This window comes from Brevundimonas sp. FV1ye4L, from assembly GCF_058681255.1.
In genome coordinates this window covers 234,522-254,190 of the sequence record NZ_CM178734.1, presented here as the reverse complement: position 1 = coordinate 254,190, position 19,669 = coordinate 234,522, and the positions used below count along the sequence as shown (strand labels likewise).

The following is a 19,669-nucleotide window of genomic DNA, read 5'->3' as shown; positions in this document are numbered from 1 at the left end:
GCCCCCATTCGGAGACGACAAGAAAAAAGCCGCGCCCTTTCGGACGCGGCTTCAAATCTCGACAGGTGCGTGAGCTTCAGCCCGCGACCTTCTCCACCTGGGCGTATTCCAGCTCGACCGGCGTGGCGCGGCCGAAGATCGAAACGGCGACGCGCAGGCGGGCCTGTTCCTCGTCCACGCTCTCGACCGAACCGTCGAAGCTGGCGAACGGGCCGTCGATGACCTTGACCTTCTCGCCGATGTCGAAGCGGATCGTGGGCTTCGGACGTTCGACGCCCTCTTCCACCTGGCCGATGATGTTCTGAACTTCACGTTCCGAAACCGGCAGGGGCTTGGTGCCGCCGGCGGCGCCCAGGAAGCCCGTAACCTTCGGCGTGTTCTTGACCAGGTGATAGGCTTGGTCGGTCATTTCCATCTTCACCAGCACATAGCCGGGGAAGAACTTACGTTCCGAGTTCACCTTGCGGCCGCGACGGATCTCGACGACGTCCTCGGTCGGAACCAGGATTTCGGAGAAGGCGTCTTCCAGGCCTTGCTGCTTGGCCTGGTCGCGCAGTTGCTCCGCCACCTTCTTCTCGAAGTTCGAGTAGGCGTTGACGATATACCACTTGTGGCGCGGATTGGCGGGCTTTGCGGGCGCTGCATCGGTCATGGGCGCGTCTTTCTCAGGATCCGAGAGCGATGATGTAGCGGAAGGCGATACCCAGAAGGGAATCGACCACCCAGAAGAAGATCGCGGCGATGACCACCATGATGAAGACCATCACCGAGGTGATCCAGGTCTCCTTGCGGCTTGGCCACACGATCTTGCGACCCTCGGCCATGACCTGCTTGTAGAAGTCGCCGGGGCTCGTGCGCGGCCTCTTGGGCGCGGGCGCATCGACGGTGATGGCGGCCGCGGCCGCAGCCGTCTGGGGCTTGGCGCCCGCCTGGGGCCGCTTGCCGGGAGATTTGGCCTTGGCCATCAGTTGCTCTTCACACAATTGTTCCTGTCGCCCCAGATGGGAAGTCCCATCCGGAAGCGACAGGGGGGATTGGCAGGAGTTGGGGGACTCGAACCCACGACCCCCGGTTTTGGAGACCGGTGCTCTACCAGCTGAGCTAAACTCCTAGACAATCGCACGAACCCTCGGGTCCTTGCGTTCGCCAGAGGGGGGCGTATGCCCGACACCGCCCTGCATTTCAAGGGCGATGTGACACTTGTGCCTAGTCTTCCAGATGCGCCGCAATGGCGGCCCGCTCGTCCTGGGCCTGGATCAGTTCCTTGAAGATCAGCTTGTCGATCCGGCGGTCGTCCATATCGACGACCTCGACCTCGAATCGGCCAACCTGCACCACCTCGCCCTCGTCCGGCACGCGCGACAGCTGGTGCAGAATCAGACCGGCGACCGTGTGGAAGCCTTCGTGCTCGCCGAAGTCCTCGCCCAGAGTGTCGGCCAGTTCGTCCAGATCTGTCTGGCCGTCGACCAACCAGCTGCCGTCGGCGCGCTGATGGATCCAAGCCTGTTCCTCGTCGTGACCTTCGTTGAAGTCGCCGGCGATCATTTCCAGGATGTCGGTCGCCGTCACCACACCTTCGAAGGCGCCGTATTCGTCGACAATAAAGGCCATGTGGACCTTGGAGCCCTTCAGGATCTCCAGCGCCTTCAGGACAGACGTCGACTGGGGGATGAAGGCCGGCTCAGCGACCAGGGGTTCGATGTCGAACCGTCCATCGGTCAGCAGGGCGTCCAGCAGGTCCTTCTTGTGGACCACGCCCAGGGGATTATCGACGTCGCTCTCGCGCGCCACCACGATACGCGAATAGGGACAGGTGCGGATCTCCTCGCGCAGCACCGATTCGGGATCGTCCAGGGCGATCCAGAAGACGTCATGGCGCGGCGTCATGGCCACCCGCACCGGGCGGTCGCCCAGACGCAGGATTTCCTCGATCATCACCTGTTCTTCCGGCTCGATCAGGCCAGCGGAGGTGCCCTCGGCCAGGATGGTCGCCACCTCTTCCTGGGTGACATCCGAACCGTCGCGATCCTTGACGCCCATTAGCTTCAAAATGCCCGAAGTCGAGGCCGTCAGCAGCAGCACGAAGGGTTTCAGCGCAATCGCCAGCGTCGAGATCGGCGGCGCCATCTTCGAGGCGATCGTCTCGGGGAAGATCAGAGCCAGACGCTTGGGCACCAGTTCGCCGACGATCAGCGAGATATAGGTGATGCAGACGACCACCAGGGCGGTCGAGAAGACTTCGGTATAGGCCGCCAAAGCCGGGAAGCTGACTTCCAGAATCCGATCCAGTTCGGCCGCAATGGTCGCTTGGCCGTATGCGCCGGCCAAAATACCGATCAGGGTGATGCCGACCTGGACGGCGGACAGAAACTGCGTCGGCTCTTCTGACAGTTTCAGCGCTTTGCGCGCGCCACGGTCCCCTCTTTCCGCCCTGCTCTGGAGCCTGGATCTCCGTGACGAGACGACCGCCAATTCGGTCATGGCGAACAGGCCGTTGAGCACCACGAGGAGCAGAACGACGACAATAGCGATGAGTAACATCTAGGGGTTTTTGGAGACCAACGCGGCGCGACAGACGGCGTCCGCGCAAGGATACTAGAGGACGACGCGGCTTTACGCCATGTTTTCCTTCGACCTCAACCCGCCCGCCCGGCCTCGACCGAGCCATAGGCCCCTGAAACCGGCCGGCCGTCGGCGTCATATTGCGACGCGCAGGCGGACATGCCCAGCACGGTGCCGATGAACAATCCGATATGAAGCGCGCGCCGCATCGTGGTTACCAATCGCTTAACGTCGATGACAGACATAAACGATTGATTAAACCCCAGGCAAATGAATGCGCCTGCCAGACGAAACAGAAGACGGGCGTCGCCTCCCCTTCCCCATCCAGGACGTCTAAGAACAGGCATGCAGACTCTGGACTCGCTCGCCGCCCTTCCTGACGGGGCCCTCTCCTCCCCGGCCGCCCAACGAAACGCCGACGCGATTCTAGGCGTGCTAAGAACGCATCTGCCTGCCCGCGGACGGGTGCTGGAAATCGCCGCAGGCTCGGGCGAACACGCCCTGGCCTTCGCCTCGGCCCTGCCGAACCTGGACTGGACGCCGAGCGATCCTAGCGCAGAGGCGCGCGCCAGCATCTCGGCCTGGGCGCACGGCGGCCCATCGAACCTGCGTACGGCGCTGGCGCTGGACGCCGGCGATCCGGAGACTTGGCCTCTGGACGACTTCGACGCCCTCTATTGTGCGAACATGACGCACATCAGCCCCTGGTCGGCGACCGAGGGGCTGATGGATCTGGCCGGTCGCGTCCTGAGACGCCCCGGCGGTCTTCTGGCCCTCTACGGCCCCTATCGCGAGGCGGAGGTCCCGCTGGCGGAATCGAACGCGGCCTTCGACGACAGCTTGAAGGCGCGAGACCCCGCCTGGGGCCTGCGCGACCGCGAGGCGGTCGAGGCTCTGGCCCGATCGCATGGCCTAGCCGCCACGCGTCGGGTGCAGATGCCGGCCAATAATCTGATGCTTCTGTTCAGAAGCGCCTGATTACAGGACGGAGACGGCGGCCGAGAGGTCGGCGCGCTCGTTGAGCAGAGTGGCCTTGCCGGCCTTGAACAGGGAGCCGTGCGCCTCTGCCGCGACGCCGAAGCTTTCGGCCGCTACAGCCACGCCGTCAGCGAAGGCGATCACCAACAGGTCGTTGGCGCGGGCCAGATCGATCAGCGACCGCACAGCGGCCAACGAAGCTTCATCTTGCGAACCGCCCGGCACGACCAGGCCCCGCAACCGCCCTTCGACGATGTCGTTGGCCGTCGCAGTGGCCAGTACAGTGACGCCGCCGGTGACCAAGCTGGCGTCGCCGGTCGAGATGGGCGCCAGGCCCACGCCTTCGGCCCGCAGCGCGCCTTCGACGTCGCCCAGCTCGCCGAATTCCATGTCACGTCGCATCACCAGCCCCATGCGGAGTCGGGTCGGAACAGGACGATTGTAACCAGTGCGACGGGGTCCGGCGGAAGATTTGCTTTGAGCGTACAAGACGTCTCCTTCAAGGGTTTCAATAAAAATCCAGATCCAACGATCAGGACCGTCGAACCAGCGATACAAATGACCAGAATAACGAAAATCGACGGGTCCGGCGCTGGCCGTCCCGCACTCTGGATCGTTTGTGGAATGCCGCCTGATATAGTGAAAACGGCGCCGAGATCAACCTTTCCGACCAAGGCCTGAACGTGTCGTGATCCTGACGCGCCGGATCGGCTTGCTCGCATCACCACCCGGCTCTAGAGAGCGGCATTGACTGAGCGACGGAATCCGATGGCCTTCACCCGCACCTACGACGGCGACGAACCGGTTCGCGTGAACAAGTGGCTGGGCCAGACCGGCGTCTGTTCGCGGCGCGAAGCCGAGAGTCTGATCGCCGAAGGCTTGGTCTCCATAGACGGCGAGACCATCAGCGACGCCGGCCGCAAGATCGAGCCCGGCCAGACCCTGACCTTGAACGACACGGCCCAGCAGGCCCTGGCCTCGGGCATGACCCTGGTTCTGCACAAGCCGGTCGGCTACGTCTCGGGCCAGCCAGACCCCGGCAAGATCCCCGCCGTCCGCCTGCTGAAAACGCCCAATCGCATCGGCGAGGGCGAGACGCCGGCCCGTGACGCCTCCCTGCCCCCCATCGGCCGACTGGACGAGGATTCGCGTGGCCTGCTGCTGCTGTCGTCGGACGGCGTCGTGGCCAAGGCGGTGATCGGCCCGGCGTCCGAACTCGACAAGGAATATCTGGTCGTCGTCGACGGCGTGATCACCGAGGGCAAGCTCAGCCGCCTGCGCCACGGACTGGTGCTGAACGACAAGCCGCTCAAGCCGGCCCGCGTCACGCAGATCGAACCCCAACGCCTGCGCTTCGTCCTGACCGAGGGCAAGTACCGCCAGATCCGCCGCATGTGTGAACTGGTCGGGCTTGAGGTCATCGACCTGTACCGCATCCGCATCGGTCCGCTGGAGCTGGGCGAGCTGCCCGAGGGGCGGTGGCGTCACCTGACCGATCAGGAACGCGCCGCGCTCATCGCCGCCTCGACCGCTAGTCCAACGTCCTGAACCACCGGTCCAATAGTTCCGCCTCGGCGCGACGCGCCTGGGTGCGTTCTGCGGCCTCCGCGTCCACGCCCCACTGTTCCTCCTGAAACAGCTCATCGATCCGGGACAGGTCGAACGCGACGCCGCCTGCCAGCGCGCCCTGCTCCACAGCCAAGGCCAGCACCGCCGATCCCAGCAATGGCACGGCCGTCGCCAGCCCCGTCAGGCGAAAATCGTCCATAGACAGGGCGTGCGCCTTCACCCGTGCTATCGCCTCCGTTGACTGAGGCCGATGCACAATCCCGGCGACAGGCTCCAGCACCACCCCTATCTCGCGCGCCGCCCAGTCGCGCCACGGTCCCCACTGGCGCTGCTGGCGCTCGACCAGCGGCGTCGGATGTTCGGCGAGATAACAGACCACGTCAGACCCAGCGTAGGCGGCGATCTCGTCAGCAACCGGCTCCCGCGCCTGGCCGATCCGGTCGATGGCGGTCGAGGCCAGCCGCGTCGCGGGCATGGTCGAAGGTTCGACGATTTCCCTCTGCGCCGCCCACTCCTCGGCCGCCAGCTGAGCGGCGGCCTGCGTCGGCAGCACCAACGGCGCCTTGGCCGGCGTCTTGGGCGTCCGCCCGTCCAGCAGCACGGCCCAGCCGCCGCCGGAATGGGGGCCGACGGTCACATCGGTCCAGAAGCGACGCACTGCCTCCTCGGTCTCGCGAAACCCCTTGCGGGCGGCGACCATGGGATCGAGCGGGGGAATATGGCTCATCGAATTCTCTTCACGCCCAGGAACGGATCATCCTCCGCCTCGTCCTCCGAGAAGCCGAAGTGGGCGAATCCGGCCTTCATTTCGGGGCTCAGGGGCGCGGTGACTTTCAGCACTCCACCGCGTGGGTGATCCAGTTCGATGCTTCGAGCATGGAGCTGCAGCTTCAGCGGACCGGACAGTTCCCTGGATTTCTCATCCCCGTATTTGGGATCGCCCAGGATCGGATGGCCGATCCCGGCCATATGGGCGCGCAGCTGATGGGTCCGGCCGGTGAAGGGGCGCAGAGCCATCCAAGAGGCGCGGTGCGAGGCGCGCGACACCGTGCTGAACGCCGTCTCGGCCGGTTCAGCCTTAGGATCCTTGCGCTCGGCCGGCCGCATCATCTCGAAGTCGTTGATGCCGGTCTTCTTCAGCGGCATGTCGATCTGGCCCGAATAGGGTTTCGGATTGCCGATGACGATGGCCCAATAGGTCTTCTTGGCCTGACGCCGAGCGAAGGCCCCTGCCAGCCGCTTGGCCGCCTCAGGCCCCTTGCCCAGCAGCAGAACGCCCGAGGTGTCGCGGTCCAGACGGTGAACCAGGCGCGGCCGGTCCATCCCCTCGCCCCAGGCCGACAGCAGACGATCGACGTGGCGGCTGGTCTTGGTGCCGCCCTGCACCGCCAGGCCGTGCGGCTTGTTGATGGCGATGACCATGTCGTCCTCATAGAGGACCAGGGACTTGGCGAAGGCGATGTCGCGTTCCGACAGGGTGTGCAGATCCCCAGCCTGACGCGAGGTGTCGTCGGGGATCGGCGGCACGCGCACGGCGGCGCCGGCGGTCAGGCGGCCTTCCGGCTTGATCCGCGCGCCGTCCACGCGGATCTGGCCGCTGCGGGCCATCTTCTGCACCTGGATGTTGGACAGGTGCGGCCAGCGGCGGCGGAACCAGCGGTCCAGACGGATGCCGTCCTCGTCCTCGGCGACGTAGATGGTCAGGACCTCGCGCTTGGGCGCGTCCTCAATGGGGGGCTGGTCGGTCAAAGGGCGGCTCCAAAGGCGCGGCGGGCGACCATCAGGCCGATAAAGAGGGCGACAACGGCCAAGACCACCGATCCGACCACATAGGCGGCGGCCAGGGCGTAATCCCGCCGCTCGATCATCATCACCGCCTCCAGCGAATAGGAGGAGAAGGTGGTGAACCCGCCCAGCACGCCGACGGCGGCGAACAGGCGCATGGTCTCCTGGTGCGCGCCGCCCTTGAAGGCCAGCCAGCCGACCAGCAGCCCCATGGCCAGACCGCCCAGAACATTGGCCGCAAAGGTGCCCATCGGCCATGTGGCGTTCGGGGCCAGCCGGGCGGCCAGAAGGCCGAGGCCGAACCGGGCCATGGAGCCCAGGGCTCCGCCGGCGGCGACGAGAAGAAACCGTGTCATGATCCCGCGCTATATACGCCGCCGCCGCCGAAAGCGAAGCCTCCCGCGCCGTCACGCCCGTCTGACCGAAACTTCACTTGCCCTCGGACACGGTTAACGGCGATATCCAAGATGAGCCGTCAGCGGTTTGGGGGAAGCCAAGTCATGTCGCAGGAAGACAGCCAGAGCCCGGTGATCGCGCCGACGATGACGCCGCCGCCGCCCGCCGCCGAGCCGGAAACGCCCGCAGCCGAGCAGCCGCACGATCTGGCCGAGGCTCCGGCGGAGGCTCCGCGCACCGCGCCGCCGACACCGACGCCCAGCGACACCCCGGCCGTGTCCGATGAAGGCGTGCTGCGGCCCATCCAGGAAAGCGACTATTTCACCCTGGACGACGCCTCGATCGCCAAGATCTCGGGCAATATCGACCTCTATTTCAACCAGCCGCTTGAGATCTTTCCCTTCTGGGAGAACGAGAAGAAGCCCGACCGTTTCCACGTCCTGTTCGCGCGCCAGATCGAAGAGCGGTTTCCGGCGGACCGCGACATCCGCGGCCGGGTTCACGCCTACGGCCGGCGCATCTTCCGCGCCCTGTGCGTCCATGTCGGCATCAAGCGGCTGACCCAGGCCCTGGCCCTGATCGCCTTCGCCGTCCTGGCCGAAATGGGCCCGACCCTGTTCGCGGACTGGGCCGGCGGGCAACCGGCCGGTCTGGGCCTGAGCGTCCTGGCCATGCTCATCACGGGCGGGATCTTCTTCGGCGTCTCGACCATCCTGTTCATCCAGTACCGTTTCCGGCTGGAGAACGACTCCTACGAACTGTCGCGCGAGATCGTGCAGAGGACGCGTGAGCTGCAGAACCTGTTCACCAACGCCCGCGCCCTGTCGGACCAGGCCGAGACCACCTATCAGATGGACGGCAAGGCCTGGGGCCAGCGCGCCCTCTATCTGACGCGTCTGGTCATGTGGATCGGGGCGCGGATGGAGTATCTGGAGAAGTTCATCCAGATGGAGCTGTGGCGCGTGCGTCGCGAACGCTACTGGATGCGCTGGTTCGGACGGATCACCGCGCCAGCGGTGCTGCTGATCTGGCTGATCTTCTTCGCCTTCTTCCCCGCGCCACAGGCTAATGAGATCGGCTTCCGTATCCTTCAGATCATCGCCGTCCTGCTGGCGGGCGGCGTGTCCTGGCTGTCCTATTTCCGCTGGCAGACGCCCGCCCAGGCGATCCAGGACAAGTTGGGGGCCGAGGGCTGGGTCCGCTACGCTTCGCTGGACGTGGACAATACCGTCGGCGACCAGGTGCGGCGCGACAAGGAGCGGCTGGTCGAATATCGCGCCCTGACCCGAGGCCGCTGATCAGCGCGGGATGGAGGCCTGCACCGACCGGGCGTCATAGGCGTTCGGACGGTCGGGCTTCTGACCCCGTCCCATGACGATCTCCAGCGAGGTCGAGGTCGGGCTGGGCCCGCTGAAGTTCAGGCCCAGGCCGACGCCGACGCCCGAGGCGGAATAGCCGCCATACCGGCTGGAGCCGCCGCCGATGGAGACGCTGGGACGAACCCCGCCCGCGCCGCCGGGGCGGCCGTCGGTCCAGCTCTGGGTCACTTCGAACCAGTCATAGCCTTGATCGGTGGTCAGGTCGGCGGCCCGCACCAGGGCGAAATCAGCCACAGCGCCCGGCGCGCCGACGCCGTTGTAGGTGACGCGATAGCGGTTCGACTCGATTCGCTGCTCCGAATACCCCTGCCCGCCCGGCGCGCGCTGAGCGCCGTAGGGGGCCAGGCTGGCGCAGGCGGCCAGCGCGAAGGTCGAGGCGGCGAGGCTGAGAATGGCGAGGCGCTTCATGGCGTTGTCTCCCTTTGACGGAGATAGCGTTGCTTGAGCCGGAGCGTTCCGTCTAGAGGCCCAGCGCGGTTCGCAAACCCGCGAAATCGGCCGGCGCCGGCGCCTCCACCGTGGTGGTCCTGCCTTCGGGATGAGGAAAACTCAGCTTGGCCGCGTGCAACATCAGGCGCGGCGCCGCTCCGACCGGCGTCGTCAGGGCGCCGCCATAGCGGACGTCCCCGATCAGCGGCCGGCCCAGATGGGCCATATGGACCCGCAACTGGTGCATCCGCCCGGTCAGCGGCTCCAGCTCGACCACCGCCCCCTGATCATTGGCGGCCAGGGTCCGATAACGGCTCTGCGAGCCCTGAGCGCCGGGCGCGTCGAAGGCGACGACCCGCATATAGGACTCGCGCCCGATCTCCTCCCGCCGCAGCGGGGCGTCGATCGTCCCAGACGCCGGCTCAGGCGCGGCGGACAGCAGGGCCAGATACTGTTTCCGGAACCGCCGCATCTGCAACGCCTTGCCCAGGAAACCCGCCGCCGGCTTGGTCTTGGCCGCCAGGATGACGCCCGAGGTGTCGCGGTCCAGACGATGCACCAGCTCCGGCCGCTTGCCGTTCGACCGCGCAAAGGCCCACAACAGATCGTCGAGCGTATGGGCCTGTATCCGCCCGCCCTGGCTGGACAGGCCCGACGGCTTGGAGAAGGCGATCACATGGGCGTCCTCATGGATCACCCACGACCGGACGGCGGCGATCTCATCCTCGGACAGGGCGACGGGTTGGCGAGTGCTCATCGGGGGCTTCTAGACGTTTCATCGCCAAAAATCCGAGTCCGGCTTCATGTCTTTTCCGGATAAGGCATCAGGCCTCATCTTTCATACGCCATGGCGGGTTGATCCGGTTATCGCCTGCAAAATACAGGCAAATCCGATTGCCATCCGGGTCTCGCAGCCAGGCCTCCCGCCACAGCCAAGTCTGCTCGACGGGGTCGACGTCAAACGCCAGACCTGCCGTCTTAAGAGCCGCGACGCGCTCATCCAGATCCTGACACTCAAAATAGACCGCTGTCCCGTTCGCTCGCACATCGGACGCGAGATGGATCGAGAAGGTCGCACCGCCTGGACACAAGAAGCGTGCGTAGTGGGGGCTGGAAACGATGAGGGTCAGACCCAAGGTCTCGTAAAATGCGCGCGACGACGGGATGTCCGTGACCTGAACGGTGACCTGATTCAGATTCATGTTTGCTCCTCTGCTTCACCCGCCATCCGCGCCCGCATCTCGGCCCAGCGCTCCAGCCGCGCCTTGACCTTCTCCTCATGCCCCTCGCCCTTGGGCTTGTAGAAGGTGCGGCGTTCCATCTCGTCGGGGAAGAAGTTGGCGCCCGAGAAGCCCTCGGGCGTGTCCGGATCGTACTGGTAGCCCTTGCCGTAGCCGAGCTGTTTCATCAGCTTGGTCGGGGCGTTGCGGATATGGGCGGGCGGCATCAGCGAGCCGGTCTCATAGGCCGCCTTCTTCGCCGCCTTGAAGGCTTCGTACACACCGACCGACTTGGGCGCTGTGGCCAGGTGGACCACGGCCTGGGCCAGGGCCAGTTCGCCCTCGGGACTGCCCAGGAAGTCGTAGGTGTCCTTGGCCGCATTGGCGACCAGGATCGACAGGGGGTCCGCCTCGCCGATGTCCTCGACCGCCATCCGCACGATCCGCCGCGCCAGATACAGCGGGTCCTCGCCCCCGTTCAGCATCCGCGCCAGCCAGTACAGGGCCGCGTCCGGGTCCGACCCCCGCACCGATTTATGCAGGGCGGATATGAGGTTGTAGTGTTCTTCTCTCGACTTGTCGTAGGCGGGCGCGCGGCGTTGCAGCACGCCGGCCAGACCCTGAACGTCCAGGGTTTCGCCGGCGGGCAGGTCGAACAGCACCTCCGACATGGTCAGCAGATAGCGACCGTCGCCATCGGCCAGGGCCAGCATGGCCTGGCGCGCTTCCGGCGACAGCGGCAGCGGCCGCTCCATATGGGCCTCGGCGCGGCTCAACAGTTGATCCAGAGCCGCATCGTCCAGCCGCTTCAGCACATAGACCTGCGACCGCGACAGCAACGCCCCGTTCAGTTCGAAACTGGGGTTCTCGGTCGTGGCCCCGACCAGGGTGACGACCCCGGCCTCGACGAAGGGCAGGAAGCCATCCTGCTGGGCGCGGTTGAACCGGTGGATCTCGTCGACGAACAACAGAGTGCTCTGGCCCGCCGCCCGCCGCATCCGCGCCGCCTCGAACGCCTTCTTCAGATCGGCGACGCCGGAAAAGACGGCGCTGATCGACTGGTATTCATAGCCCGCCGCCTGGGCCAGCAGCCGGGCGATGGTGGTCTTGCCGGTGCCGGGCGGCCCCCACAGGATCATCGAGCCCAGCCGCCCCGCCTCAATCATCCGACGGATCGGCCCGCCCGGCCCCAGCAGATGGTCCTGGCCCACCACCTCGTCCAGCGTGCGCGGGCGCAGACGGTCGGCCAAGGGCGCGTCGGGCGGCAAGATGCCGGAGGCTTCGAAAAGATCGCTCATTGCGACCTATGTAGTCGTGCCTAAAGCGGTTTTCACCCGTTAGTATCGGTCAGCGCTGTAGAGATCGATCATGACCGACGCCCATCCGAACCAAGGCCCCAGCTCAGGCCTCACCCCGCACCTGACGATTCCGTCGCGCGGGGCCTCGGCCGCCGTCGACTTCTACATCATCGCCTTCGGCGCCGAGGTGCTGGATCGCCGCCTGGCCGAAGACGGCGAACGGTTGATCCACGCCCATCTGAAGGTGAACGGCGCCAGCCTGATGCTGAACGACGAGTTCCCGGAATACACGGGTCAGGCGGACATTCGCCCGGTCGGGGTGACCCTTCATCTCCGGGTCGCCGACCCGGACGCCTGGTGGACCAGGGCCATGACTGTCGGCGGCGCTGAGCCGCTGATGGACATGGCGGACCAGTTCTGGGGCGACCGCTACGGCGTCCTTCGCGACCCCTTCGGCCACACCTGGTCGATCGGCGGACCGACGAAGGGCTGATACGGGATCAATCGTGCTTGCCCGGCGTCCCTTCGACGCGCCTCTGTTTAGCCGCCGCCTTCTCGGCCTTCGTCATGAGTGAATCCATCAGCGTGAGGGGTCGGATCACCTTCCCCCGCTTTGTGAACCACGAAGCAAGCCTCCAGGCGGCGACCACGAAGACCGCAAAGCCAACGGCTGCGATGAAAAGCTCGAAAATAGATGGTTCACCCATTTCCCAACCATCTTCCACAACCGATAACTGTGTCCAGTCCCTATCTCAGCACGCCCCTGATCTGACGCCCGCCACGGTTGACGACGATCTCCCACGGGCCGCGACCTGCGCCGGCGGCTTCGACGTCGCGCGCCGAGACGATCGCGCGGCCGTTGATGCTGACGATCAGGTCATTCTGGCGGAAGCCGGCGCGGGCGGCGTAGCCTCGGCCCGAGACGCCGGTGACGATCACGCCCGTCGCGAACGGATCTCCGCCCAGCCGGTCGGCCAGGGCGGGATTCAGGGCCACCACCTCGGCGCCGGCGAAGGGGCCGGACTGGATGGTCACGCCTTGATCCGGATCAGCGTCGCCCGGCAGGGTCTGAACGCGCGCGGTCAGGGTCTGGGCCCGACCGTCACGCAGGATGGCGACCTGAACCTGGTCGTTCGGATTGCGAGAGCCGATGCGGTAGTTCAGCCCGTTCTGGTCGTTGATCTCCTGGCCGTCCACGGCGGTGATGACGTCGCCTTGGCGGATGCCCGCGCGGGCGGCGGGACCGTTCGCATAGACGTCGGTGACCACCAGCCCCTGCGGCCGGCTCAGGCCCAGGCTGCCGGCGATGTCGCCGGTGACGGTGTCGCCCTTTACGCCCAGCCACGGTCGGACCACCGCCTTGGCCCCGCCCAGAGCCGAATCGACCACCCGCTTGACCATGGCGGCGGGCACGGCGAACCCGACCCCGGCGGACGAGCCCGAGCGCGAGAAGATGGCGGTGTTGATGCCGATCAGGTCGCCGTCCATGTCCACCAGCGCCCCGCCGGAATTGCCGGGGTTGATGGCCGCGTCGGTCTGGATGAAGGAGCCGCTGTCGGAAATGCCGGTCTCAGTCCGGTTCAGGGCCGAGATGATGCCGTTGGTCACGGTCTGGCCCACCCCGAAGGGATTGCCGATGGCCAGAACCAGGTCGCCGACCTGCTGCTCCTCCTGATCGTCGATGGCCAGGACCGGCAGGCGGTCGCTGACGTTCTCCAGCCTCAGCACGGCGATGTCACTGCGCTCGTCGGCCAGGATGACGGTGGCCGGAAACTCGCGCCGGTCGTTCAGCACGACCTTGATCTGCTGGGCGCCCTGGATGACGTGGTTGTTGGTCACCACGATTCCGTCGGATCGCACGATGACGCCCGAGCCCACGGATTCGGCCACCCGCGCCTGAGGCATGCCGCCGCCGAAGAACTGGAAGAAGGGATCCGCCTGGACCCGCTGGACGCTGCGGGCCGAGATATTGACCACCGCCGGAGCGGCCGATCGCACCACAGGGGCGAAGCTGGACTTCATCCCCGCCGCGTCACTGGGGGCCGTGCGGGTCGGCTGGGCGAACTCGCCCTCCTGCGCCTTGGAGTTGGTGGGATTGCCGCAGGCCGACAGGGCCAGGGCGGCGGCGAGCACGATCGAGCGAGTCGTCATTGTCATCCGGGAAGCACAGCCTTCAATCTCCCCATACCGCCCGGCTTTTCGGGCGGGATCAAGGCGTGCGGCGCAACGACGGATCAGAGCCAGACCAAGAAAAAGGCCGCCTCCTTGCGGAGACGGCCTCGAATTCTTCAGTTCGCGAGAACTTACCGGCTGCCGGCGCCGGCGCCCGGAACGCGCGGCTTCGGCGCGGGCAGCAGACCCTCGCGCTGGGCGCGCTTGCGAGCCAGCTTGCGAGCGCGACGGACAGCCTCGGCCTTTTGACGGGCGCGCTTTTCCGACGGCTTTTCGTAATGCACGTGGCGCTTCATTTCACGGAAGCTGCCTTCGCGTTGCATCTTCTTCTTGAGGGCTTTCAGCGCTTGATCGACGTTATTATCGCGAACGAAAATCTGTACCAGGTTGAACTCTCCTTTGGCCGCCCGCCGCGTCCTGTTGAGGGAGACGGGCGAACAAATAAAATCAGCGTCCGAAAGCCAAGCCCTCGGATGAAGGCGCGCTAGTACACGAGCCGCCCGTTTCTGTCCAGATCGCCTGGCCAGTTCGTCGCAACCATTCTTCGAGGCTCGAAACCCCGATCGGACCGGCGTATGATCGACCCATGACACAGAATGACGACTGGGCCGACCGGACTGAACAGACCGTGCTGGACGCGGCCGTCGCCCGAGCGCCCGCCCTGGGCTGGAACGCCCGTCTGGTCCGCGAAGCCTGCGAGGCCTGCGGCCTGTCGCGCGGCGACGAGGAACTGCTGCTGCCCAACGGCGCGCGCGATCTGGCCGCCCTGCTGTCGCGCCGTCACGACGCCCGTGCGCTGGAAGCCCTGGCGGCGATCGACGCCAAGTCTTTGAAGATTCGCGAACGAATCGCCCGCGCCGTGTCCGAACGGATGGAGGCCGGCGCCGCTGACCTGGAGGCCACGCGCCGTTGCGCCGCCTTCCTCGCCCTGCCGGTCAATGCCGATCTGGGCCTGAAACTGGCCTGGGAAAGCGCCGACCATCTGTGGCGCTGGGCCGGCGACGAATCGACCGACTGGAACCACTATTCGAAGCGCACCATCCTGTCGGGCATACTGATCCCCGCCCTGACGATGCGCTGGTTCGACGGCCGCGAGGCGGCGGAAGCCTTCGTCGCCCGCCGCATCGAAAACGTCATGGCCTTCGAGAAGTGGAAGGCCGGCAAGGACTTCGAAGCGCCGTTCCGCAAGGTGACGGATGTACTGAGTCGCGTGCGGTACGGGGCGCGGGAGTAAAGCCAACTCCCCCTTTTCCGCCATCCTCGGGCTTTAACCGAGGACCGGGCCATCCGCCGCTTATGCGAACGTGATACGCAACGCCAGGTCCACATCTGATCCTCGGGTCAAGCCCGAGGATGACGGGGCAATGGGTGAACTCAGACCGCCCCCAGCACCCGGTTCACATGCGCCATCTTGCGGCCTGGCCGGGCCTCGGTCTTGCCGTACAGGTGCAGACGCTCATCCGCCTTGGCCGACAAAGCCCGCCACTCATCGACCTCGTCGCCCAGCAGGTTCTTCATCTCGACGCGGGCATGGGCCGTCGTCGGGCCCAGAGGCCAGCCGGCGACGGCGCGGATATGCTGTTCGAACTGGTCGCAGACGCAGCCGTCCTGGGTCCAGTGGCCGGTGTTGTGGACGCGGGGCGCGATCTCGTTGACCAGCAGGATGTCGTCCCCGAGGTCGAACAGCTCGACGCCCACGACGCCCACATAATCCAGACCGTCCAGGATCGCCTCAGCGATGGCGCGGGCGCGGACCTGGGTCTTTTCGTCCACGGCGGCGGGCGCAAGTGTGGTGCGAAGGACGCCGCCCTCATGGCGGTTCTCCCCCAGGGGATAGACCGCCATATGCCCGTCCCAGTCGCGGGCGGCGATGACCGACAGCTCGCGCACGAAGGTCGCCTTGGCCTCCAGGATCGCCGGGCGACCGCCCAGGCTTTCCAGCGCCGCAGGCGCGTCCTCGATGGTGTGGATCCAGACTTGGCCCTTGCCGTCATAGCCTTCGCGACGCGTCTTCAGCAGGGCCGGCAGGCCCAGTTCCGTCAGGCCGACGACCAGATCGTCCAGCGTATCGACCACAGCGAAGGCGACCGTCGGGGCGCCGACGGCGTTCAGGAAGGTTTTCTCGTCCACCCGGTCCTGCGACACGCGCAGGGCCGTGGGGCCCGGCGCGACCAGGGCCCCGGCCTCGGCCAGCCGTTCGATGGAGGCGGCGGGCACGTTCTCGAACTCGAAGGTCACGACATCGGCCGCCCGACCCAGAGCCGTCAGGGCCTCGGGATCGTCATAGGCGGCGACGATCTGGGCGGTCGAGACCCGGCCCGCCGGGCTGTCCGGCTCCGGATCCAGAATCACCACGTCGAAGCCCAGGCGCGACGCGGCCTGGCTCAGCATCCGGCCCAGTTGGCCTCCGCCGAGAATGCCGAGGGTCGAACCGGGGGGAAGCGGAAGCGTGGGCACTCAGTCCTCGACGGTTTCGGCGACGGAATCCGTCTGGGCGGCGCGGAAGGCGGCCAGACGTGCGGCCAGGGCCTCGTCCGACAGGGCCAGGATCTGGGCGGCCAGAATGCCGGCGTTGGCGGCGCCCGCCTCGCCGATCGCCAGGGTGGCGACCGGAACCCCGGCCGGCATCTGCACGATGGACAACAGGCTATCCATGCCCTTCAGGGCCTTGGACTGAACCGGCACGCCCAGCACCGGCAGTTCGGTCATCGAGGCGGCCATGCCCGGCAGGTGGGCGGCGCCCCCGGCCCCAGCGATGATGACCTTGAAACCCGCCGCCTTGGCGCCGGTCGAGAACTCGACCAGCCGCTGGGGGGTGCGGTGCGCGCTGACGACCTTGGCCGTCCAGGCGACGCCCAATTGATCCAGTTTGTCGGCGGCCAGCTTCATCGTCGGCCAGTCCGAACGACTGCCCATGATGATCGCCACCGGCGTTGCGGAAGTCGCCATATCTTCAAGGCCCCTCGCGGAAAGGCCGCCCGTTACAGCACGCGGCGGACGCCCGCAACCGAAACAGGCTGAGGTTGAGATGGGTTTCGGTACGGCCCCGCCTTCAATCTCGGCCGTTCAGCCTCTACCATCTGCCTATCGCGCGTCCGACTGAGTCGCGCCGCCGGAGCCTGCCTGCGCCGTGACCGACGTGGCCGAACACGACCTGACCGCCGAGATCGAGCGCCTGCGCGCCGAGCTGGACGCCTGGAAGCAGCGCGCCGCTGCGGCCGAGGCGGCGGCGGATCACGACGTCCTGACCCCGGCCCTCAATCGCCGCGGCTTCATCGCCGCCCTCCAGCGCACCATGGCCTACTGCCAGCGGCACGATGTGCCTGCGGTGCTACTGTACCTCGACATGGACGGGTTCAAGGGCGTCAACGACCGGCTGGGCCATGCCGCTGGCGACGCCGCCCTGGTGGCCGTAGCGCGGATGATGCTGGGCCACCTGCGCGAATCAGACGCCGTGGGGCGACTGGGCGGCGACGAGTTCGCCTTGCTGATGCTGAACGCCGGCGTCGAGGAAGGCCGGGCCAAGGCGCGCCAGCTGGCCGAAGCTTTGAAGACGGAAGGCTTCGTCTGGAACGGCGAGCAGACCCCGCTGGGCGGCTCGTTCGGCGTCCGCGCCTGGGACGGCCATTCGGACCCCGAGGTCTGGCTGACCGAGGCCGACGCCGCCATGTGGGTGCGCAAGAAGGGGCGCTGAGGCCCCTTCCCCGCCCTTTGTCTTACAACGGCAGCCGCAACTGAATGCCGCCCATATGGCTGTCGGCGTGTTCGCCGTACCGGCCACGATAGGCGACCGTCACCTTGACCGGTCCCACCGAGCCTTCGACCCCGGCCGAGGCCAGGAACTGGCCGCCGAAGGGATCCTCGACCTCCCGCTCCAGCACCTGCGCCGGGTTGTTGTAGATCCCGACGCGCACCGGGTCCGAACTGTCGTCCAGGGCGTCGCGATAGCCGCCCTCGGCGAACAGGCCGAACCCGCCCATTTCCGCCTCGGCCCGCAGCGCGATCTCGCCGCTGATCGCCTTCATCTCGCGGTCCTCATATTGGTACTGGGCGGCGACGCCCTGCTCCCAATAGCCGTCGACGTCGCTGGTCGCCCAGGTCACGGCGGCGCGCGGCGACAGGGCCACGCCCCCCATGTCGAACCACATCCCGCCCTGCAGTCGAGCGCCCGTGCTGAAGGCGCGGGTCTCGGCCGTGTGGACGATGGGCGCCAGGCTGGTGGTGCGCTCGATGTCGTCGATATTGTCGCGCGCCACCCCGACCGCCGCATTGACGAACAGGTCGCCTGAGCGCCAGCCGCCATACAGATCCAGGCCGAAGCTCTCGACGTTGAACGTCAGAGCCTGGCTCTCGACATCGGTCTTGCGCGCCGTGCCGGCCATGCCGAAGCGCCAATTCGCCGACGGTCCAGCCTCCAGCGCGATACGACCGCCCCAGCCGTCGCTGGACGATTCAGTGACCGCGCCCCGGGCGTCCGTATCCACGCTGTCGACCATGGCCGAGGCGGTGACCGCCACGCCGGCCTCCCAGGCTTCACGCCCGGACAGGGCTTCGCTCGCCGCATCCAGGGCGTCCTCGCGGTGCCGGAAGGCGGTTTCGCCCTGCAAGGCCGCCTGAGAACCAATATCGCCGTAATAGAGGTAGTCGGTCGCCAGACGAGCGATGATCTGGTGCCCAGCTGCGGTCGGATGCACCCCGTCGAGGTAGAAGTAGCTGTTAGGGTTCGAACAGACCGTCACCCCGTTGAAACAGGCCTGGGTGACATTGGTGATGCCGAACTGACCGGGATTGGCGGCCACGGTGTCGCCGATCTTGAACAGGTCCATCAGGATGATGTTGCTGCCGGGCCGCGCGGCCGCCGTCGTGTTCAAACCCGTCAGCAGGCTCGAGTTGAAAGTCGTCACCGCATAATCGGCCAGGGGCGCCGCCGCCGTGCCGCGGAACTGCGGAGTCAGGCTGAGTTTGGGCAGGTTGGTCACCAGTACGGTCCCCGCTCCCGCCCCGGCGACGCTGTTGACCAGGCTGTTGATGTTGGCGGCAGCCGTCGTCGCCACAGGAGTGATGGCCGCCACCGGACTGGCGGAGGCGCCGGCGGCAGGCAGGCCCTGGAAGATGTCATTGGCGCCGCCCAGGACGCTGACCAGATCATTGGATCCGAAGGTCCCGCCCCTGCTGGTGTAGGCGGCCAACTGGGTCAGCATGCCCGGCGGCGGGCCAACCGAGGCGTCGGTGCGGGCGCCCCCGAAGGCGTAGTTGATGCTGCCGCTGACGGATCCGGTGAAATTGACCGCGTTGAAGCCCAGCAGTTCCGTAAACACCGGACCCGTCGAGAAACGCCCCTGGAAATAGGGCGGGCTGGGCGGCTGCGTGCCGCCGGACGCGAGATACAGATTGCCGTTGTCGCTCAGGCTGTCGCCGAACACGACCAGTCGGTTGTAGGTCTGGGCCGAGGCCGAGCCCGCAAAGGCGCAGGCGGCGACGACCAAGGCGGCGACGGCGCCGCCGGTGAGATAGCGTGACATTTATTTCCTCCCACGATCGTCGTGTATCGCGACCGTTACACGGGAGGATGCGCCACTCTGCGGCGAGCGCAAGATGCCGCTAGGGAAGCATGCCCTAAAATCGTACCGGGTACGGGACATCTCACCCCTGTCTTTCTAGGCTTTGAGCAAGGTCAAATCGGCAGGATCGCCGTATCGAATGCGCGCTTCAGTTCGTGGGCGGCGAAGGTTTGGGCCGCCATAGCGTCGGGCATGACCATGGCCATGCCGAAGAACTCGTGCGTTGAACGGTGAAAATAGACTACGACCGGGTACAGCTTGTCCTCGGAATGGCCATGCGGCTCGTAGATGCGCGCCAGATCGGGCCGACGGCGCTTGAC

At 66.5% G+C, this 19,669-nt stretch carries 24 protein-coding genes and 1 tRNA gene; 6 read left to right on the top strand and 19 right to left on the bottom strand.

Going from position 1 to position 19,669, the window contains the following annotated elements:
• Positions 1-76: 76 nt before the first annotated feature.
• From nusG to ACW17X_RS01185, 5 genes are all read right to left on the bottom strand, one after another.
• Positions 77-652: a transcription termination/antitermination protein NusG gene (gene nusG / locus ACW17X_RS01205; RefSeq protein WP_271163931.1), complete on the bottom strand. Its 576-nt coding sequence runs from the start codon at positions 650-652 to the stop codon at positions 77-79.
• Between the two features lie 13 nt (positions 653-665).
• Positions 666-965, bottom strand: coding sequence for a preprotein translocase subunit SecE (secE, locus tag ACW17X_RS01200; RefSeq protein WP_492099148.1), 300 nt, complete (start codon positions 963-965; stop codon positions 666-668).
• A gap of 70 nt (positions 966-1,035) precedes the next feature.
• Positions 1,036-1,111 (bottom strand) — tRNA-Trp (locus ACW17X_RS01195).
• A gap of 95 nt (positions 1,112-1,206) precedes the next feature.
• On the bottom strand, positions 1,207-2,541 hold the full coding sequence (locus ACW17X_RS01190; RefSeq protein WP_492099146.1) for a hemolysin family protein: 1,335 nt from the start codon (positions 2,539-2,541) through the stop codon (positions 1,207-1,209).
• Positions 2,542-2,636: 95 nt separating this feature from the next.
• On the bottom strand, positions 2,637-2,771 hold the full coding sequence (locus ACW17X_RS01185) for a hypothetical protein (RefSeq protein ID WP_267513835.1): 135 nt from the start codon (positions 2,769-2,771) through the stop codon (positions 2,637-2,639).
• A gap of 136 nt (positions 2,772-2,907) precedes the next feature.
• On the opposite strand from ACW17X_RS01185, the gene ACW17X_RS01180 reads away from it, so the two are divergent.
• A complete protein-coding gene (locus ACW17X_RS01180; RefSeq protein WP_492099144.1) occupies positions 2,908-3,540 on the top strand; it encodes a DUF938 domain-containing protein in 633 nt (210 codons plus the stop codon).
• Here ACW17X_RS01180 and ACW17X_RS01175 read toward each other — a convergent pair whose 3' ends face one another.
• Entirely contained in the window at positions 3,541-3,942 is a 402-nt protein-coding gene (locus ACW17X_RS01175) for a hypothetical protein (RefSeq protein WP_492099142.1), read from the bottom strand.
• Between the two features lie 366 nt (positions 3,943-4,308).
• On the opposite strand from ACW17X_RS01175, the gene ACW17X_RS01170 reads away from it, so the two are divergent.
• Positions 4,309-5,088, top strand: a complete 780-nt coding sequence (locus tag ACW17X_RS01170; RefSeq protein WP_492100422.1) for a pseudouridine synthase — start codon at positions 4,309-4,311, stop codon at positions 5,086-5,088.
• Here ACW17X_RS01170 and ACW17X_RS01165 read toward each other — a convergent pair.
• From ACW17X_RS01165 to crcB, 3 genes are read right to left on the bottom strand one after another with little or no spacing between them, the layout of a single operon-like run.
• Positions 5,072-5,836 carry an ATP12 family chaperone protein gene (locus ACW17X_RS01165; RefSeq protein ID WP_492099140.1) on the bottom strand — a complete coding sequence of 255 codons (765 nt, stop codon included), beginning with the start codon at positions 5,834-5,836 and terminating at the stop codon, positions 5,072-5,074. The two genes, ACW17X_RS01170 and ACW17X_RS01165, sit on opposite strands and share 17 nt — an antisense overlap.
• The gene (locus ACW17X_RS01160; protein WP_271163940.1) at positions 5,833-6,858 is read right to left on the bottom strand and encodes an RluA family pseudouridine synthase; all 1,026 of its coding nucleotides are present in this window, start codon (positions 6,856-6,858) and stop codon (positions 5,833-5,835) included. Before ACW17X_RS01160 ends, ACW17X_RS01165 begins: the two co-directional genes overlap by 4 nt.
• Entirely contained in the window at positions 6,855-7,250 is a 396-nt protein-coding gene (crcB, locus tag ACW17X_RS01155) for a fluoride efflux transporter CrcB (protein ID WP_492099138.1), read from the bottom strand. Before crcB ends, ACW17X_RS01160 begins: the two co-directional genes overlap by 4 nt.
• 144 nt (positions 7,251-7,394) lie before the next feature.
• Between crcB and ACW17X_RS01150 the strand changes: the two genes are divergently transcribed.
• Positions 7,395-8,588 carry a hypothetical protein gene (locus ACW17X_RS01150; protein ID WP_492099136.1) on the top strand — a complete coding sequence of 398 codons (1,194 nt, stop codon included), beginning with the start codon at positions 7,395-7,397 and terminating at the stop codon, positions 8,586-8,588.
• Here the strand turns inward: ACW17X_RS01150 and ACW17X_RS01145 are convergent, their stop codons facing one another.
• The 4 genes from ACW17X_RS01145 to ACW17X_RS01130 form a co-directional block, all read right to left on the bottom strand.
• Entirely contained in the window at positions 8,589-9,077 is a 489-nt protein-coding gene (locus tag ACW17X_RS01145; RefSeq protein ID WP_492099134.1) for a CC0125/CC1285 family lipoprotein, read from the bottom strand. It abuts the gene before it with no gap.
• A 52-nt stretch (positions 9,078-9,129) separates the two neighbouring features.
• Entirely contained in the window at positions 9,130-9,855 is a 726-nt protein-coding gene (locus tag ACW17X_RS01140; RefSeq protein WP_492099132.1) for an RluA family pseudouridine synthase, read from the bottom strand.
• 67 nt (positions 9,856-9,922) lie between these two features.
• The gene (locus tag ACW17X_RS01135) at positions 9,923-10,300 is read right to left on the bottom strand and encodes a VOC family protein (protein ID WP_492099130.1); all 378 of its coding nucleotides are present in this window, start codon (positions 10,298-10,300) and stop codon (positions 9,923-9,925) included.
• A complete protein-coding gene (locus tag ACW17X_RS01130; RefSeq protein ID WP_492099128.1) occupies positions 10,297-11,616 on the bottom strand; it encodes a replication-associated recombination protein A in 1,320 nt (439 codons plus the stop codon). The genes ACW17X_RS01135 and ACW17X_RS01130 overlap by 4 nt, the downstream gene beginning before the upstream one ends.
• A gap of 70 nt (positions 11,617-11,686) precedes the next feature.
• On the opposite strand from ACW17X_RS01130, the gene ACW17X_RS01125 reads away from it, so the two are divergent.
• Positions 11,687-12,109 (top strand): VOC family protein, encoded by a 423-nt coding sequence (locus ACW17X_RS01125; RefSeq protein ID WP_492099127.1) that lies wholly within the window; start codon positions 11,687-11,689, stop codon positions 12,107-12,109.
• A 7-nt stretch (positions 12,110-12,116) separates the two neighbouring features.
• On the opposite strand, the gene ACW17X_RS01120 is transcribed toward ACW17X_RS01125, so the two are convergent.
• The 3 genes from ACW17X_RS01120 to rpsU form a co-directional block, all read right to left on the bottom strand.
• Positions 12,117-12,323, bottom strand: a complete 207-nt coding sequence (locus tag ACW17X_RS01120) for a hypothetical protein (protein WP_492099124.1) — start codon at positions 12,321-12,323, stop codon at positions 12,117-12,119.
• Between the two features lie 40 nt (positions 12,324-12,363).
• Positions 12,364-13,767, bottom strand: a complete 1,404-nt coding sequence (locus ACW17X_RS01115; RefSeq protein ID WP_492099123.1) for a Do family serine endopeptidase — start codon at positions 13,765-13,767, stop codon at positions 12,364-12,366.
• A 152-nt stretch (positions 13,768-13,919) separates the two neighbouring features.
• The gene (gene rpsU, locus ACW17X_RS01110) at positions 13,920-14,174 is read right to left on the bottom strand and encodes a 30S ribosomal protein S21 (RefSeq protein ID WP_267516790.1); all 255 of its coding nucleotides are present in this window, start codon (positions 14,172-14,174) and stop codon (positions 13,920-13,922) included.
• A gap of 200 nt (positions 14,175-14,374) precedes the next feature.
• On the opposite strand from rpsU, the gene ACW17X_RS01105 reads away from it, so the two are divergent.
• Entirely contained in the window at positions 14,375-15,022 is a 648-nt protein-coding gene (locus tag ACW17X_RS01105; RefSeq protein WP_492099121.1) for a COQ9 family protein, read from the top strand.
• Between the two features lie 140 nt (positions 15,023-15,162).
• Here the strand turns inward: ACW17X_RS01105 and ACW17X_RS01100 are convergent, their stop codons facing one another.
• Together ACW17X_RS01100 and purE are read right to left on the bottom strand one after the other, a co-directional pair.
• Complete coding sequence (locus ACW17X_RS01100) at positions 15,163-16,245, bottom strand: 5-(carboxyamino)imidazole ribonucleotide synthase (protein WP_492099119.1); 1,083 nt, start codon at positions 16,243-16,245, stop codon at positions 15,163-15,165.
• Positions 16,246-16,737 (bottom strand): 5-(carboxyamino)imidazole ribonucleotide mutase, encoded by a 492-nt coding sequence (gene purE / locus ACW17X_RS01095; protein ID WP_271163950.1) that lies wholly within the window; start codon positions 16,735-16,737, stop codon positions 16,246-16,248.
• A gap of 181 nt (positions 16,738-16,918) precedes the next feature.
• On the opposite strand from purE, the gene ACW17X_RS01090 reads away from it, so the two are divergent.
• Positions 16,919-17,482, top strand: coding sequence for a GGDEF domain-containing protein (locus tag ACW17X_RS01090; protein WP_492099117.1), 564 nt, complete (start codon positions 16,919-16,921; stop codon positions 17,480-17,482).
• Between the two features lie 22 nt (positions 17,483-17,504).
• Here the strand turns inward: ACW17X_RS01090 and ACW17X_RS01085 are convergent, their stop codons facing one another.
• Entirely contained in the window at positions 17,505-19,310 is a 1,806-nt protein-coding gene (locus ACW17X_RS01085; protein WP_492099115.1) for an autotransporter domain-containing protein, read from the bottom strand.
• Positions 19,311-19,669: the final 359 nt, after the last annotated feature.